The sequence below is a fragment of the Methylicorpusculum oleiharenae genome, from assembly GCF_009828925.2.
Taxonomy (GTDB): Bacteria; Pseudomonadota; Gammaproteobacteria; order Methylococcales; family Methylomonadaceae; genus Methylicorpusculum; species Methylicorpusculum oleiharenae.
In genome coordinates this window covers 2,386,390-2,401,991 of record NZ_WUTY02000001.1, presented here as the reverse complement: position 1 = coordinate 2,401,991, position 15,602 = coordinate 2,386,390, and the positions used below count along the sequence as shown (strand labels likewise).

At 46.6% G+C, this 15,602-nt stretch carries 10 protein-coding genes; 2 read left to right on the top strand and 8 right to left on the bottom strand.

Features of this window, described 5'->3' with window-relative positions; translation table 11 throughout:
- Positions 1-28 precede the first annotated feature (28 nt).
- The 5 genes from corA to GO003_RS10970 form a co-directional block, all read right to left on the bottom strand.
- Positions 29-985 (bottom strand): magnesium/cobalt transporter CorA, encoded by a 957-nt coding sequence (corA, locus tag GO003_RS10990; RefSeq protein ID WP_159658686.1) that lies wholly within the window; start codon positions 983-985, stop codon positions 29-31.
- 265 nt (positions 986-1,250) lie between these two features.
- A complete protein-coding gene (glk, locus tag GO003_RS10985) occupies positions 1,251-2,237 on the bottom strand; it encodes a glucokinase (protein ID WP_159658687.1) in 987 nt (328 codons plus the stop codon).
- On the bottom strand, positions 2,234-5,482 hold the full coding sequence (locus GO003_RS10980; RefSeq protein ID WP_159658688.1) for a glycoside hydrolase family 15 protein: 3,249 nt from the start codon (positions 5,480-5,482) through the stop codon (positions 2,234-2,236). Before GO003_RS10980 ends, glk begins: the two co-directional genes overlap by 4 nt.
- 202 nt (positions 5,483-5,684) lie before the next feature.
- Positions 5,685-6,362 (bottom strand): hypothetical protein, encoded by a 678-nt coding sequence (locus GO003_RS10975; protein ID WP_159658689.1) that lies wholly within the window; start codon positions 6,360-6,362, stop codon positions 5,685-5,687.
- Between the two features lie 61 nt (positions 6,363-6,423).
- On the bottom strand, positions 6,424-6,990 hold the full coding sequence (locus GO003_RS10970; RefSeq protein WP_159658690.1) for a hypothetical protein: 567 nt from the start codon (positions 6,988-6,990) through the stop codon (positions 6,424-6,426).
- 161 nt (positions 6,991-7,151) lie between these two features.
- On the opposite strand from GO003_RS10970, the gene GO003_RS10965 reads away from it, so the two are divergent.
- Entirely contained in the window at positions 7,152-8,090 is a 939-nt protein-coding gene (locus GO003_RS10965) for an acetylxylan esterase (RefSeq protein ID WP_159658691.1), read from the top strand.
- Positions 8,091-8,113: 23 nt separating this feature from the next.
- On the opposite strand, the gene GO003_RS10960 is transcribed toward GO003_RS10965, so the two are convergent.
- The 3 genes from GO003_RS10960 to GO003_RS10950 form a co-directional block, all read right to left on the bottom strand.
- On the bottom strand, positions 8,114-9,550 hold the full coding sequence (locus GO003_RS10960) for an HlyD family type I secretion periplasmic adaptor subunit (protein WP_159658692.1): 1,437 nt from the start codon (positions 9,548-9,550) through the stop codon (positions 8,114-8,116).
- A gap of 4 nt (positions 9,551-9,554) precedes the next feature.
- The gene (locus tag GO003_RS10955) at positions 9,555-11,744 is read right to left on the bottom strand and encodes a type I secretion system permease/ATPase (protein WP_159658693.1); all 2,190 of its coding nucleotides are present in this window, start codon (positions 11,742-11,744) and stop codon (positions 9,555-9,557) included.
- 578 nt (positions 11,745-12,322) lie between these two features.
- Positions 12,323-13,192: an HDOD domain-containing protein gene (locus GO003_RS10950; RefSeq protein WP_159658694.1), complete on the bottom strand. Its 870-nt coding sequence runs from the start codon at positions 13,190-13,192 to the stop codon at positions 12,323-12,325.
- 201 nt (positions 13,193-13,393) lie between these two features.
- On the opposite strand from GO003_RS10950, the gene GO003_RS10945 reads away from it, so the two are divergent.
- On the top strand, positions 13,394-15,601 hold the full coding sequence (locus tag GO003_RS10945) for a glycoside hydrolase family 3 N-terminal domain-containing protein (protein ID WP_231088943.1): 2,208 nt from the start codon (positions 13,394-13,396) through the stop codon (positions 15,599-15,601).
- Position 15,602: the final 1 nt, after the last annotated feature.

Genomic DNA, 15,602 nt, shown 5'->3' with positions numbered 1-15,602 from the left:
AAGATATCCTACCGTTCTATAGCCAACACTAAAACCAGCCTTTACGTTTAAAAATCCAATAAGGTGCAATTCCGGACAACACCATCAACACAATTGCGCCAGGATAGCCCCACAACCACTTCAGCTCGGGCATCATTTCAAAGTTCATCCCGTAAATACTCGCAATCAGCGTTGGCGGCATAAATACCACAGCGGCGATGGAGAACGTTTTAATGATCTGATTTTGCTCAATATTAATAAAACCTAAAGCCGCATCCATCAAAAAGTTGATTTTTTCAAACATAAACGTGGTATGCGACAACAAGGTATCCATATCGCGCATCATGTCGTGAATAGGTAATTGTACATCCTTATCCATTCGCATATGCCGCTGTAAAAATGCGACTGACCGTTGCGTATCCATCAAACAAAGTCGGATTTTACCGTTACTGTCTTCGAGTTTGGCTAATTGATCAATTCCATGTTCGTGATTTGCGTCATCTTCTTCAAGAATCTGATAACTGACCTGTTCCAACAGGCAAAACACATCTTCAATTGCATCGGCCAGATTCTCAATTTTTTGCCCAAAGATTTCTATTAACAGATTCTTGGGTGAATCGACCTCAACCTGTTGTCGGCGAGCCCGCATTCGCAGCAGTCTGAAATCGGCCAAATCCAGTCCTTCTCTAAGCGATATCAGGCGCTCGGGTTGTAAAATAAAGGCTACGGAAACAGTATCCAAGCGGCCTTCACTTTGCGCTAAAAACAGGGAATGGATATGAATGCCGTTATCATCGATAAAATACCGGGCGGAGGCCTCGATTTCATCGACTTCGTCAGAATCAGGCAATTGCGTATGCAGAAAGGTCTGCAATTGGGTTCGCTCAAGCTCATTGGGATCATGCGCATCAATCCAGTGCGCTTCATCAAGCAGTTGTTTGCGGATTTCCTTCGGCAGATATTGTGCGTTAAGAATGCCGTCTTTTATATTGCATAGTCTCAGCATGAGGCTATCCCTTTACCCATTATTTAGTGTTAAAGATATGATATGCGAATATTTTACCTGAAGCCTGGACGACTGAAGCATTTATCCGAAAACAGGCCATCAATTCAGTACGCATGGGTATCTGCTCACCCCTCAGATTTTAGTGGGTGTAGGTGGTTGAATGAAAAGGCTTCTGCAACAGGGACGTATTTACGCATCTTTTGAAATCAAGCACCTACACCCTTAATTCAAAACGGGCGAGTAGTTTCACGCACTGAATAACACATCAAACGTCAAAATAATGTAAAGCGCCCAATAACGGTGTTTTCGGATTGAGTGATAACTTGACCGGTACTTTGTCCAGCAAAGCCGTGAAACGACCTTTCGCTTTAAACGCATCCATAAAAACGCCGTTCTGCAACAAAGGACGGATTTTTGGACCGATACCGCCACCGATATAGACTCCGCCTATTGCAAAGGATTTTAACACCAGATTTCCGGCTTCCGCCCCATACAATTCGGCAAACAACCGGACCGCCTCGGCACAAAGTGCATCTTCACCATTGACACCCAGGCGCGAAATGATGGCGTTTCGATCCACGCCCTCGTTATAGAGGGCATTGACCGGAGGAACAGCGGGACACTCCGGAGCAAATTGCTGCTCGCGCAGAAAGTCGTATAAATGACTGAATCCGATGCCTGAAATAAGCCGTTCGCAACTGACATGATCGTTATATTTTCTGCGCATGTAACTCAGCAGCAAATCCTGTTGCGTATTTTGGGCAGCGAAATCGCAGTGCCCGCCTTCCGTTGCCAGCGGATGGTATTTTACGCCATCCCAATACAATATGGCTTCACCCAACCCTGTCCCTGCAGCGATAACGGCAATATTGCCTGCATGACTCTGGGCATTGGGATTTAGCTCCAGCAAATCTTTTTCAGGCAGATGCAACATACCCAATGCCATCGCTTCCAGGTCGTTCAAAATTCTGACTTTGGCCACATTGAGTTTTACTTTCAAGTCTTCTGCATCCAAAATCCAGGGCAAATTGGTTGGATGACAACGTTGATCCAGCACAGGTCCGGCAACGCCAAAACAAACAGCTGAAAGGGCAACGCCGTCCGGCAGAAACGCAGCAAGCAGTTCATCGAATTCCTGAAAATCGGCACTCGCATAGGTTTCTTCCCGCTCGCAGACCAATGAACCGCCGGCTTCTTTTTTAAACAATGACAATACTGTTTTGGTCCCACCTATATCGCCTGCAAGAATCATAGAGTACCTTCTTGTTCTGAGTGTTGATTATTATCAAGTAAATGGATAAGAGCATCGAGCATTGCATTTGCGACTTTATGCGGTGGTAACTGATAAAAGGCCTGCCAGGCAAAAGACACCTGTTCTTCATAATATTCCTGCGCTTCAGGATGACTTTGCAGCCAGGTTATGCGAACAGCATGACCAATGATGACATCGATAACCAAGGTATCGTCAATCTGCAAAGCCGGATTCACCTGCATGATCGAAGCCACAGCCAGAAGCGCCTCGACGGTCAGTTGCCGATAAACCGGAGACTGTATTTTATTGAGCAGATGACTGACAAAAAGTTTAAAGCTTTGTTCACCCGAGGTCATGTGTGCCAGAGTCGTCTCACTGTCCAGACGACGGTTACTGTTAAACTTTTCACCTATCATCAAGCCTTTACAGTGATGCAGAATGTCCCATACGCAGGCAAAGAAAGACTCACTTTCACGGCTGACACTACCTTGGCGCTCCCGCCATTCATACCAATCTTCCGCATCATCCCGTCGGGCATCCATCGCCGGTGAAAAACGTGCGGTAGCCAACTCGCGCGGTTCACCGTCGATATGCAACAACTCGACCCGGCCCAATTGATCTTGAACCTGATTGTAATTCCTGAGTGTATCCTCTACTTTGGTTGCCAACTGATGGGGCGGCATGGCTAATATTTCATTAAACGCTTGATCCAGCGTGCCATCGGAAAGCCGTTTTCGCGTTGCCAGAATTAATTGCAGAATATGACCGACCCTGATCGTATGCATATCGGCGAACAACTCGGGATCCGATTTGATCAACATACCCAAATAGATAATCAGTTCCTGGATCAAAATCTGTTCACTGATGTTTCCGGTGCTGTTATAGGTTCTGATCGTTTGCAGGATTTCAGAAGAATCTGCCGGACGTTTCAAAGTGGCTTTGCCGCTGTAGGCTCGTCCTACCGTCAACTGATGCTGCCTGACTAATATTTCAGTAGCCGCCTGTTCAAGGTTAATATCGTATTTGCCCAATAAACCGGCACAACGCCTGACAATATCCCAAACATGCAGATCACCTGCCCTGGCATAAATCTCTTCCAATAAATTTTTGACCGAACAGTCTTCTGAATCGGGCGCCGTCAGGTTTAACTTATAATCAAGCCCATGTCGTAAAGCTAACTGTGACAAGGCTTCCAGCTGCCCGTAAAGCGGCTGGCCTGATTTCAGATAATCGACTAAACCGGCATCATCATTGATTTCAAAATCCATCGCTGCTTGAGGGGTCAAAAGCACCGGCGTTGAATCGACACTGGACAATAAACGAGAGTAGGGCCGCTCGGAGGCATCCGATAACGGGTCTGAAAACTGAAAATCATGCAGATAATCGATTTTTTCATGACTGGTCGCCGCCGCCATGTCTGATAAAGATCCCAAACGCACCGGAATAGTCTTGATCAAACCACCTTGCAATTCCTTGATAAAATCAATCAGTACATTCCTGCCTTGATTATTCAACATATTGCGTTTGATCGTCATGACCATCAGCGGATTTCCCTGCCTGTCCCAATGTCGGTAAACATAAGAGATTTCCAGACGCAACCGCTGAATCAGCAAGCGATTATCCATGGCCAGATAGAAGCCTTTCTGGCTTAAAAACTGCGGTAAAAAAACCAGGCGCTGATTAGCCAACACATAAATCTGCGAAGTCGCCAGGGTTCTTAACTGACGGTAGGGGCGGCCAGTCAATCCAATCCGGTCATTTCTACCGATATGGGTATAAGCTCTGGCCAGTTCACTCGCCTCACGCATCTGTATTGGAACAATTTCAGCCAAGGTCTGAGTTGGAATACCAGCGCTCAGCAAATCTTTCTGAACGGCTTCATCCTCAGACAGCAAGGCAAACTGCACGGTCACTTCCCGGGCGTGCTTCACTGTCTTATGACGCCCCAGCGGATCGATATCATTGATATCAAGCAGCCCGTCCTGAATCAAACTGCCCAACACATAAAGACTTTGCGCCCACACCAGTGGAATATTTTCATTGGGTTTTCGAGGCTGACTGTGTGGCGATGCTTTTTCCGCTTCAATTAAATCAAGCGGCACGATATAAAGTTCAGGCAGCAGTTTTTGTCCATTCTGTTCAACCATGAGACTGTCAATTTTTTCACGGTATTCTTTTGCACCTTCCTGGTGGTTCGCGAAAAGCCGGTTCAACAGCAAATAAGTAAAAAACAGCGGCCATTCGCATTCAATGTCCATAAATTGTTTGAGTTCATGCGGATCATAGTGCAGCCGGTGACTATCCTCTATCTCTGTTTGATGCCCATCGAGTAAAAAACGTTTGCAGCCGTAACGACCTTGTAATTTATCGATAATCAGTTGTTCGGTCCTGTTACGCAGCGAATCCTGGTCAACAGCGAATGCGGGATAACCAATCACGCTAAGAACCGCTGAATCAACTTCTTTTGACAAGGATTCTCTGGGTAACAACGATTCCAGCGCGATACGGGTTCGGGCGATATCATCACTGATGACATGGATCACAGCGGTTTGTCCGCCATTCTTTCCGAACAAATTAAAACCGGACATGGCTTCCAAAGCCGCTTTAGCCATGCCGATTGAACTGGCATTCAGCTCGGCAATACCATGATTGATCTTATTGCCTCGCTCCCATATGCCGTAATCGGGGGTCCTGTAAGTGCGACTAATATAGTGAACCAGATTTTGGACAAAATTGACTTCGTCTATCGTAAAAATGATACGTAACCCGGAAGCGGTCATTTGCGCAAGCATCAACAAAAAGAGAGAGGTCGCATCCAGTTGCAGATGCCCCCATTCGCTGTCGCCTACCACAACATTCCCGGTTTTGGTGTCGTATTTGGCATGCAAGGCATCCAACGGATCTTGCGTATGTTTGAAGCGCTCGACTTTAACCGCCTGCCGCATCATTGCCGTCAGCAAACCGCGCATCAGCTTGACAACGCTTTGCTCCAGCAAATAGGTTTTACCCTCTGCTTCGCCAAGTCGCCGGTAAGCCAGCGCCAAACCCCAGGCAGATAAAACACTGTAGACATTATCCCTGACCCACGCATCGGTATAATTACCGTGGATATTGACGGCCGTACTCGCCGGCAGCAAACCGCTGACCCAGTCCTGTCGCTGCAGGATAATTTCGTTAACCTGCCGGTAATAGGCGTCAAGTTGAGCCAATTGCCCGTTGCTATTCTCTTCGATAGAATCTGTCATATTTAAACGGTCTGTATTTTAAGAAAAGTAGGGATAAACACACATCTGAACCGTTTTAATAGTATGGTCTTCCTAACCCGCGACCAATCATAAACCGATTGATTGCCTTGCACCAACTGACTTTTACCCAAAGGCTATTGATTCGCAGTGTTTGGGCCTTGTAATTGCGACTAAATGCCGTTATGCACGATGAAGCTCTCGCTCAGACCGACTGGATGACCGGCAAACTCAACGTCTTTGCAAACTGTTCCAATTGTTTTCTTGCTACATCCTCCACCCTGGCTTTGTCTGATGCCCATAAGACGATAGTGCGCGAAGAATCGGCGTGAACCAGTTCTATCCAGTACAGCGTGATGAGCTCATGCTGACGAAGTTTTTTCTCCAGTTCCGTGTAAAACAACTTGCGCGTTCTGGGCGGCGGCTTATAAGTCACTCTATGCCTTAACGCGAGGCCAAGGTAATGGGCAACCTGCTCTTCCCACTGCCCTTTCGGTGATTCCATGCTGACCTTATCAACAGACAAGCGAAGTCGAAACCAGGCAGGCACACCTCTGTAAATCCAACGCACCCAAAGCACACCCGTCAAAAGGGTCAAAGGAACTGACGAAACGCCGAAAGCAAACATGACAGGATCAAAAGGCTCATCTGTCAACCCTATCCCCGAACTGATCAACGCAACGAATCCTAGTGCAATTTTGAGTATCAAGCGTTCATTGTTGCGCCTATCAATCCCGGGTTTCAACTCGACTATCCACGGTAATTGCCGGGGATTAAACGGTTTTTTTATAGTCCGAAATAACTCAGCATAATAGGCTTGACGAGCGGACGGCTTCTTCAAAACTATTGTGCTGCTATCGACAGTCAATGATGATTTGCTCATGAGTCCTCTTTTAAGAAATGTTCTTAACCTTCAGCGAATTTATGCAGAGTCAGGTAACTGATCAAGGCATAGTCTTGATTTCTTGATATTCAAGAATAAGCCGTACTTGCGCATCAAACGGCACTTTTTCTGCTTTTGATAAGCCGCTTTGATGAACTGTTGAGTCGCCAATCAATACTTTTTCAACACTCACTCCAGTTACGGTATAGGGAGAGCCTTCAAAAAAGTCTTGTAATCGCCTGATAAAAACCGGTTCCGATAAGATGCCTGAAACAAAAAGGTTATCACTCCCGCTTAAACTCCGCCCTTTGTGAATATCCCAAGCAGTCGAAGCAAGTGATGCTTCAATAAGATAATCGACCAGCCAGGGATAATTTATTGCCCGCCCCAGATTGACACTGCGAATAGGCCAATGCAACGCTGCCCATGCATTTAATTGGTTTTTAATCCCCTCACGTAAGGCTGTCTCGCTGATTAAACACTGGCGATAGTCTCCACCTTCGGGCCGTACTCTGGCCTCTTGACTATTCACAGGTAACTCAATGATCAAATCGCATTCTTGCTGTTGCGCCAAAATTTGAGAGACAGGAAACAGGACAAGCGTTAAGCTCCATAAAAAAGCGTTCATCATTTACACCGTTATAAAAAAGTCAAATATGGATTTTGACTAAAATTTAGGCCTCTTTCCATAACTCAATTTTATGACTTAAATAAGCATCAAGCTTGCAGAAAAAGGCAAGCAATCCTATGCTCAAATTACTGGTTTAATAAGACTCACCTCCTTTTCCCATGTCCGATTTCGACCCAACATACGGTTACACCCTGGAAAAACTGCTGCGCATCAAACCGCCGACACCGCCGGAGGATTTTGCAGCGTTTTGGCAGTCTCGCTATCAAAAAGCCCTGCTGACAAAACCCAACGCGCGCCTCTTACATAAAAACACCTTTCATGCTGATTTTGAGTGTTACGACTTGAAATACCGTTCCACAGACGCTTTCGAGATTGGCGGCTGGGCTTTGATCCCCAAACATAGTCAGGTCAGACGGGGCATCATTGTCGGACACGGTTATGGGGGGCGGGATGAATCGGATTTCAATCTGCCTGTTTCTGAAGCGGCCTTTCTTTTTCCTTGCTTTCGAGGCCTGTCTAAAAGCCGGTGCGAAACGATTTCTGACGATCCCAGCGTTCATGTTTTACATAACATTGACAATCGGGATCGCTACATTTTAGGCGGTTGCGTGGAGGACCTTTGGCTTGGGGTGTCTGCATTGCTTGAGCTATTTCCATCCGTTGCCGGACATGTGGGCTATCTCGGGATCAGCTTTGGTGGCGGAATAGGTGCATTGGCATTACCGTGGGATGCCCGCATTCAACGCGCACATTTCAACGTGCCCAGTTTCGGAAATAATCCGTTGCGCCTGCAATTACCGACCTGGGGCAGCGCGGCGGCGGTGCAAAACTATCAACAGCAACACGGCTCTATTCTCTCAACATTGAATTATTATGATGCCGCTATGTCTGCTCGTCACATCCAAGTACCCGTGCATATAGCAGCGGCCCTGGCTGACCCTGCGGTTGCTCCGCCAGGGCAATTCAGCATTTACAATGCGTTGCCTGGGGAGAAAAAGCTTTTCGTACTCGACAGAGGCCATTCAGAATACCCAAGACAGGTAGAGCAGGAACGTGATTTGTTGTCAGAATTGCAGTTATTTTTCAGCCAATTATAAACTCACGCAATTGATAGCCCGGCTCATCGTTCAGTCAGGCTCTCATGCCCGTATTGCATAAGCGGGCTAAGGAAATAGTCAATCACGCGCCGTTTGCCAGTCTTGATCTCAACTGTAACCGCCATTCCGGGACTCAGATTCACCTCGGTTCCCTCTATATTCATCGTCGAACGGTCCATTTTTACTCTTGCCGAATAGATCAAGCCGCGTTTTTCGTCATTGATCGCATCATGCGATACAGATGTTATCTTAGCGTCAAGGGTTCCGTATTTGGTGTATTGAAAAGTTTCAATTTTAACTTCGGCCTCCTGATTGACCTTCACAAATCCTATGTCTTTATTTTCGATAAACGCTTCCACTTCAAGCGGATTATCACTTGGCACCACGGACATCAACGGTTGTGCCGGAGTTACCACGCCGCCAACCGTATGAACCGACAACTGCTGAACGGTGCCGTCTACCGGCGAGGTCAGCTTCATGAGCTTACTGCGCTGGGTGGCTTTTAGTAACTCTTGCACCAATGTTTCAGCTTTTTGCTGCCCTTCGATAATGCTGTCCAGTGTTATACGTCGTGTTTCAGCAGCCAGTTCCGTCCGTTGCGCAAGTATCCCGGATTTCATGGCGTCAATTTCCTTGAGCCGGCTTTTTAGATTGGCAAGGTCGCCTTCCTGCTCTATCCGTTTTTGCTCCTGTTCCAAAAAGCCATGCCTGGATACAAAATTTCGTTCAACCAAATTTTTATAATCTTCCACCCTTTGCCGCGCAATAGGCACGATCAGCTCCAGCTTGCGCACAAGCGCTTGGGTTGAATTCAATTCAGCTGCGTGCCGAGCAATTTCCGAGTTGATCACACTGCTCTTGGCAATATATTCGTCAAATTGTGCAGTGAGCAATCGTTCAGCCTCCTGAAACTTAACCTCATCATTGTCAAAGATATCAGCATGACGCTTTAAACTGGGAGTTATTCCTTTATCGAGTGCAGCCAGCAAAGCCAAGCTGCGGGCAACTTGAAGCCGGGCGCTGGTCAGATCACTTTGAAGACGTTGCTGATCAGCCAGTGCAGTGGTAGGATCCAGTTCTATCAACACCTCGCCGGTCATAACAACCTGACCATCGGTCACATAAATAGCTTTAACCCTGGCCGTTTCCAGCGGCTGAATCGTCTTGATACGATCATTGGGAACAATTTTGCCTTGCGCGCTGGCAACCACATCAATCCTGCCGAAGACAGCCCACAAAAATGCGAGTCCTGCAAATGCAATCAATACCCACGCAGCAAACCTGGGAGCAGGAGAAACTGGGGTTTCCTGCAATGCCAATGCCGCAGGAAGAAACTGAGTCTCATGCCGCAAACGTTTTTGAAGCTCATGATCAGCACGCTGTTCCCAGGCATACTCAAATACGGCGCCATAACGTTTGATTAAATCGCAAAATGCGTCAAAGGGTAAACGCCTGCTCATGATGTCATCCCTGTTGCAAACTGAACAATCGCGAATAATACCCCGCTTCACAGGCCAATAATTCGCCATGAGTGCCTTCTTCAACGATTTTTCCGCGATCCATCACGATAATGCGATTCGCATCTCTCACCGCACTTAGCCGATGCGCAATAATAATGACAGTGCGTCCTTTACTGATCGCTTTCATATTGAGCTGAATGATGTGCTCGCTCTCGTAATCCAGAGCACTGGTGGCTTCGTCAAAAATCAGAATTCGAGGGTTACCTATCAAGGCGCGGGCTATAGCAATGCGTTGGCGTTGGCCTCCCGAAAGTGTCGAGCCATGCTCACCGACGGGGGTGTCATAGCCTTCCGGCAACTCCAAAATAAAACCATGCGCGCCAGAGAGCTTGGCCATATGAATTATCTTTTCAATCGGCGCACCGGGATCGGAAAGCGCGATATTGTCACGGATGCTTCGATTGAACAGGACATTCTCCTGTAACACTACCCCGATTTGTCTGCGTAATGACGACGCATCCGCCAAAGCCAAATCCATACCATCGACAAGCACTCGGCCTCGTTCAGGCATATAAAGCCGCTGCATCAGTTTCGCCAGCGTGCTCTTACCTGACCCGGAATGACCGACCACTCCAATGACTTCACCGGGAGATATATCTAAGCGGATATTTTTAAGCACTTCCGGTCCGCCTGGGGTATACCGGAAAACGACATCATCCAAAGTCAGTCGACCATTCAGCGGCGGTAACGCACTTTTATTGCCTGCAACCTCGGTTCGTGTATTAAGAATATCGCCTAAGCGCTGCATCGAAATGCCAATCTGCTGAAAATCTGTCCACAATGACGCCAGCCGGATCACCGGTTGCGCCACTTGACCCGCCAACATATTGAATGCAATCAACTGCCCTACAGTCAATTGGCCTTCAATCACCAGCCTGGCACCCAAATACATCGTAGCAACCGTAACCAGTTTGCTAATTAAAGTAACCCCACTGTTTGCAAAAGTCCCCACTGTGGCAGCCCGAAAACTTGAGGATACATAAGCAGCGAGTTGATTATCCCATTGACGCAGCCACTGCGGTTCCACCGCCATACTTTTTAACGTATCAATACCGCTGATGGTTTCAACCAAAAATGCCTGGTTTTCAGCGTTTCGGTTGAATTTTTCGTGCAATCTGGCGCGTAAAAGCGGCGTAAAAAGGACTGACAAAATTATGTAGCAAGGCAATGATGCTATTACAATCAAGGTCAACCAGCCGCTGTAAAGCAACATTACAGCGATAAATACCACTGAAAACCCTAGATCCAATACCAAAGTAATGGAATTACCGGTTAGAAAAGAACGGATATTTTCCAGCTCGCGTATCCTGGCAACAGAATCACCCACCCGTCTGGCTTGAAAATAAGCGATCGGCAAATTCAGAAGATGCCTGAATAGCCTTGCTCCCAGTTCCACATCCATGCGACTGGTGGTATGGGAAAACACGTAACTGCGCAAGACGGTAAGCGAAACCTCAAATAAAATGACAGCAGCCAAGCCGATGGCGATGACATCCAAGGTAGCAAAGCCCCTATGTACTAATACCTTATCCATTACCACCTGAAAAAACAGCGGCGTAATTAGCGCAAAACATTGCAGCACTAGACTGACCAGCAAGACTTCAGTCAGCAATTTTCGATATTTGACGACAGCAGGGATAAACCAGGTAAAGTCAAACTTGCTGAGATCACCGCCCAAAGACGCACGTGAGGTCAACAAAATCAGCTCGCCTGACCAACATGACTGAAACTCGACCAAGTTCAGCGTTTTAGGGCGTCCCTCATCAGGTGACTGAATCAGCACCTGATTGCCTTCGCAGCGAGCCAAAATAAAAAAATCGCCCGCCCCGCCTATCGCAATGGCCGGTAAAGGCGTTTTTTCGAGCCGATTCAAGCCCGTTTTGATCAGCTTGGCTTTCAAATGCAAATGCTTTGCAGCCAGCAATAACTCGGCAATACCAAATAACCTGCCATCCTCTGAAAATTCATGAGCCAATTGATCCGGGTCGGCCCCTACGCCGAGCAGCCGTGCCATCATGACCAGACAAGTCAAGCCGGTATCCAGCTTTGAGTGTGGCTCTGGAGATTCGACCGCATAAGCACCGGTGGCTGATGATTGGTTTTCGTGAGACTCTTGATCGATTGCTTTAAACATGATTGATCCGATCCTTATGACAGATGCAAACCGGCAACAGTGCTTTCGCTGCCCGTAGAAGGGATTAAGCCCACATCACAAACAATACCTGACACACGTTGCCAGGCATTATTTGTCCCAAACCTCAGGTCCCGGTGTACTTCGTCATCGTGCCATGCACGGCTGAATCGTTACTGCCTATTCGCAGGAATCAGCGGCGTTAGAATAGTTAGCTATTCGGGAACAAGGTCAATCTGAGATTTAACAGAAAAAATAAGAAAGCATACCGGCACAAACTCTAACGTACAAACTTAGTCTATACGTTTTTTATAGCGCTGCATTGGGATCAGACAAAAAGCTTGAGAATAGCCTCACACTTTTCGCTTTTGATTATCAAAGGATTCGGATGAATACAAAAATGGATTTATTTACAAGAGGGTAATAACTCATTATGAACAATACTATTCGCCACTCAACTTAAAACACGCTGCAGACTCTGAGCAAAGAGAGCCTACAGCATTGCTATTGACCGGACAGACCATTGATCAATACACTTTTTTCTTTTATTTCCCGGCAAGGCAAACAGTTGTTGCTTCTAATCAATAAATGGTTGCCGCTTGGGGTCTGATGATACACATGACTTCATATGCTTGAAATAATGCGTCATCTATCGCGCTTTGAATGACATTGGGTGTTAATTTCAGGTAGGTCAACACGTCTGAACTCAAGGTCGGCTCGAGAATATCGAAATTAAAATCGAATTTTGCACAAGGCTCTATGCTATTCACAATTTTTCTAGCCACATTGATAATGCAGGCATCTTCTCTTGGGGTATTGGCTTTAAGAGGATTCAATTGGAACTCGATTAACTCCCAGATGTTGGGCGGTAATTTCCATTGTTTAAGCAATTCCGCACCCAGATCAGCATAGTTAAAACCAAAATGCTCTATTTCTGCCGCAGTCATTACTTCATCGCCGTGTTCTTTAAGCTCAAGAATTTCAGCCGATTCTCTGGGATAAGTCGAAAAAAATATCAGTTTACCTATACTGCTTAATAATCCGGCAATGAAAAAACGCTCCTGGTCCGGATGCTTCAGTCGCTTGGCTAAGTTTCTGGACAATACCCCACAAGTGACACTGTGATACCAGAACACATCCATATCGACTAGTTCAGCAGGAATCCCTTTAAACCGGGTTGTTACAGAGGTTGCCATTACAATATTTCGTAATTCATTAAAACCGACCAGAGTGATGGCCCTTGAAACGGTATCTATTTTTCCCGGCATACCGAAGTAGGCACTGTTAACTACTTTAAGAATATTGGCGGTCAATGCGGGATCGTTGATAATAATAGCCTCAAGCTCGAGGATAGAGGGCTCCGGAACAGTCAGCAATTCGTTAACACGTAATGCGATTTCCGGAAGCGAAAACAGTGACCTGACCTGTTTAACTAATTGTATGGCATCCATTTAGAACCTCTTTATTACATTTAATTATTGAATTAACTCTTTATTTTCCCCAAAAGCATAAGAAACACCTATGTCCCTATATTCTAGAAAAGAGCCGTTGCTGTCTGTGATCCTTTATCAAGGCGACTATCAGCCTAAGGACTTTATGTGAAAACAATAGCAGGTTGCCTTACACTTTTTTTATTTATTTCGGAGTCACCCGTGAGCGCTCAAACAATGAACACCCGCAAAGGAAATCAGGTTCTTGATTTATTATCAAAAATGACCCTGGAAGAAAAGATTGGGCAAATGACGCAGGTTGACTTTACCGTAATCGGTATACCGCCAGAGCAAAACCCAACCTTTCCGATCGACCCTCAAAAGCTTGAAGAGGCGGTCTTGAATCATCATGTAGGATCCATTCTCAACACCCCATTTACACCTGATAACAAAGCTCAATCGATTGAAACCTGGCGAAAAATGATGGAGGCCATTCGTGATGTTTCGCTTAAAACCCGGCTAAAAATCCCGGTCATGTACGGTATAGATGCGATCCATGGCGTCTCCTATACACAAAATTCGATTCTATTCCCACAAGCGATCAATATGGCCGCTACTTTTAATACCGATTTAGCCTATCAAGAGGGGGAAATAACCGCCAGGGAAGTCCGTGCATCCGGTTTACACTGGAATTTCTCTCCGGTAATGGATATCGGCCGGCAGCCTCTTTGGCCGCGTTTATGGGAAACCTATGGTGAAGACGTCCATTTGTCTAGCGCCATGGGTTCGGCCTATATCAAAGGCCATCAGGGAAATGATTTTTCAGCGCCGGACAAGGCACCCACCTGTTTAAAGCATTTTGTCGGATACAGTTTCCCTATCAACGGTAAAGACCGTTCACCCGCCTGGATAGGCGAAAGAATGCTGCGTGAATATTTTTTACCGGGTTTTGAGGCCGGCATCAAACAAGGCGCGCCAACCATCATGATCAACTCGGCTGAAGTCGATGGTATTCCAGGACACGCCAACCACCATTACTTAACGACGATTCTCAGAGATGAACTGGGTTTTAAAGGGTTCACCGTTTCGGATTGGGCAGATATCAATCGCCTATATACGCGTGACAAGTTGGCAGCCTCCCCCAAAGAAGCCGTAAAAATGGCGGTATTGGCCGGTGTCGATATGAGCATGGTGCCCTTTGACTTTTCTTTTTACGATTTGCTGCTGGATCTGGTCCGTTCCGGCGAAGTGCCTCTGTCTCGTATTGATGAGGCGGTCTCTCGTATTCTGACGGTCAAATATCAAAGTGGTTTATTCGACTTTGACCGCCCGATGCCCGATCCAAAGGATCATTTTGCAACACCCCAGGCGCTTGAGATAAATCGACAAGCAGCTCGTGAATCCATCGTTTTGGCAAAAAACTCAGACCACCTATTGCCCTTGAAAAAAGACGCCCGCATTCTGGTCACAGGGCCTACCGCCCATTTATTAAGCGTCCTTAACGGCGGCTGGACTATCACATGGCAAGGCGATGCAGAGGAATTGTACCCTCAAGAAAAATCAACCGTATTAGAGGCGATTCGTAATAAATCTTCAGGAACGGTCACCTATATAGGCGGGCAATCCTTTGATGATGAGATTGATATCGACAAGGCGGTAAGTGAGGCGGCCAACCATGAATTCATCTTACTGTGTCTTGGCGAAAAGCCCTATACCGAAACACCGGGCAATATCGATTCATTGCTGCTTGAGCCCCGGCAACAAAAGTTGGCAGAAGCTCTGCTGAAAACCGGCAAACCGGTTATCTTGCTGACGTTGGGCGGTCGTCCGCGAATCATTACGGCACTTGCCGAAAAAGCTGCCGGGGTTATTCTGGGTTTCTTACCGGGTATGGAAGGTGGTGAGGCCATTGCCGACATTCTGTTCGGCGACTATAACCCGAACGGCAAACTGCCTATTACGTACCCCAGAAACACCAATGATATCGTGCTCTACGATCACAAACCCATAGAGGCATTCGAATGGAATGTCTATAACCCTCTTTACCCCTTTGGCCACGGATTAAGCTATACCCAGTTTGAAACTACCGCCCTGACGCTGGATAAACAGGAGCTTAAATTAGGAGAAAGTCTGAATATCAGCGTCACTGTCAAAAATACCGGAAACCGGACCGGCAAAGAAACGGTTTTGTTATATTTAAACGATGTCGCCGCATCTGTCTCCCGGCCCGTCAAACAGCTTAAAGCCTTTAAAAAAATCGAATTGACTCCGGGTCAACAAAAAACAGTAATCTTTAGCTTGATGCCGGATGATTTGTCCTTTATCGGGGTTAACCTGAAACGCATCATCGAACCCGGGGAGTTCAAAGTCATGATAGGCAATGAATCGAGATCGTTTACCTTAATTAACTCCGCAGAAACTAACCTTTAGG

What these genes read in the sequence shown, in the direction of transcription:
- corA (WP_159658686.1), bottom strand. Translation starts at nt 985, where the DNA reads ATGCTGAGACTATGCAATATAAAAGACGGCATTCTTAACGCACAATAT.
- glk (WP_159658687.1), bottom strand. Translation starts at nt 2,237, where the DNA reads ATGATTCTTGCAGGCGATATAGGTGGGACCAAAACAGTATTGTCATTG.
- GO003_RS10980 (WP_159658688.1), bottom strand. Translation starts at nt 5,482, where the DNA reads ATGACAGATTCTATCGAAGAGAATAGCAACGGGCAATTGGCTCAACTT.
- GO003_RS10975 (WP_159658689.1), bottom strand. Translation starts at nt 6,362, where the DNA reads ATGAGCAAATCATCATTGACTGTCGATAGCAGCACAATAGTTTTGAAG.
- GO003_RS10970 (WP_159658690.1), bottom strand. Translation starts at nt 6,990, where the DNA reads ATGAACGCTTTTTTATGGAGCTTAACGCTTGTCCTGTTTCCTGTCTCT.
- GO003_RS10965 (WP_159658691.1), top strand. Translation starts at nt 7,152, where the DNA reads ATGTCCGATTTCGACCCAACATACGGTTACACCCTGGAAAAACTGCTG.
- GO003_RS10960 (WP_159658692.1), bottom strand. Translation starts at nt 9,550, where the DNA reads ATGAGCAGGCGTTTACCCTTTGACGCATTTTGCGATTTAATCAAACGT.
- GO003_RS10955 (WP_159658693.1), bottom strand. Translation starts at nt 11,744, where the DNA reads ATGTTTAAAGCAATCGATCAAGAGTCTCACGAAAACCAATCATCAGCC.
- GO003_RS10950 (WP_159658694.1), bottom strand. Translation starts at nt 13,192, where the DNA reads ATGGATGCCATACAATTAGTTAAACAGGTCAGGTCACTGTTTTCGCTT.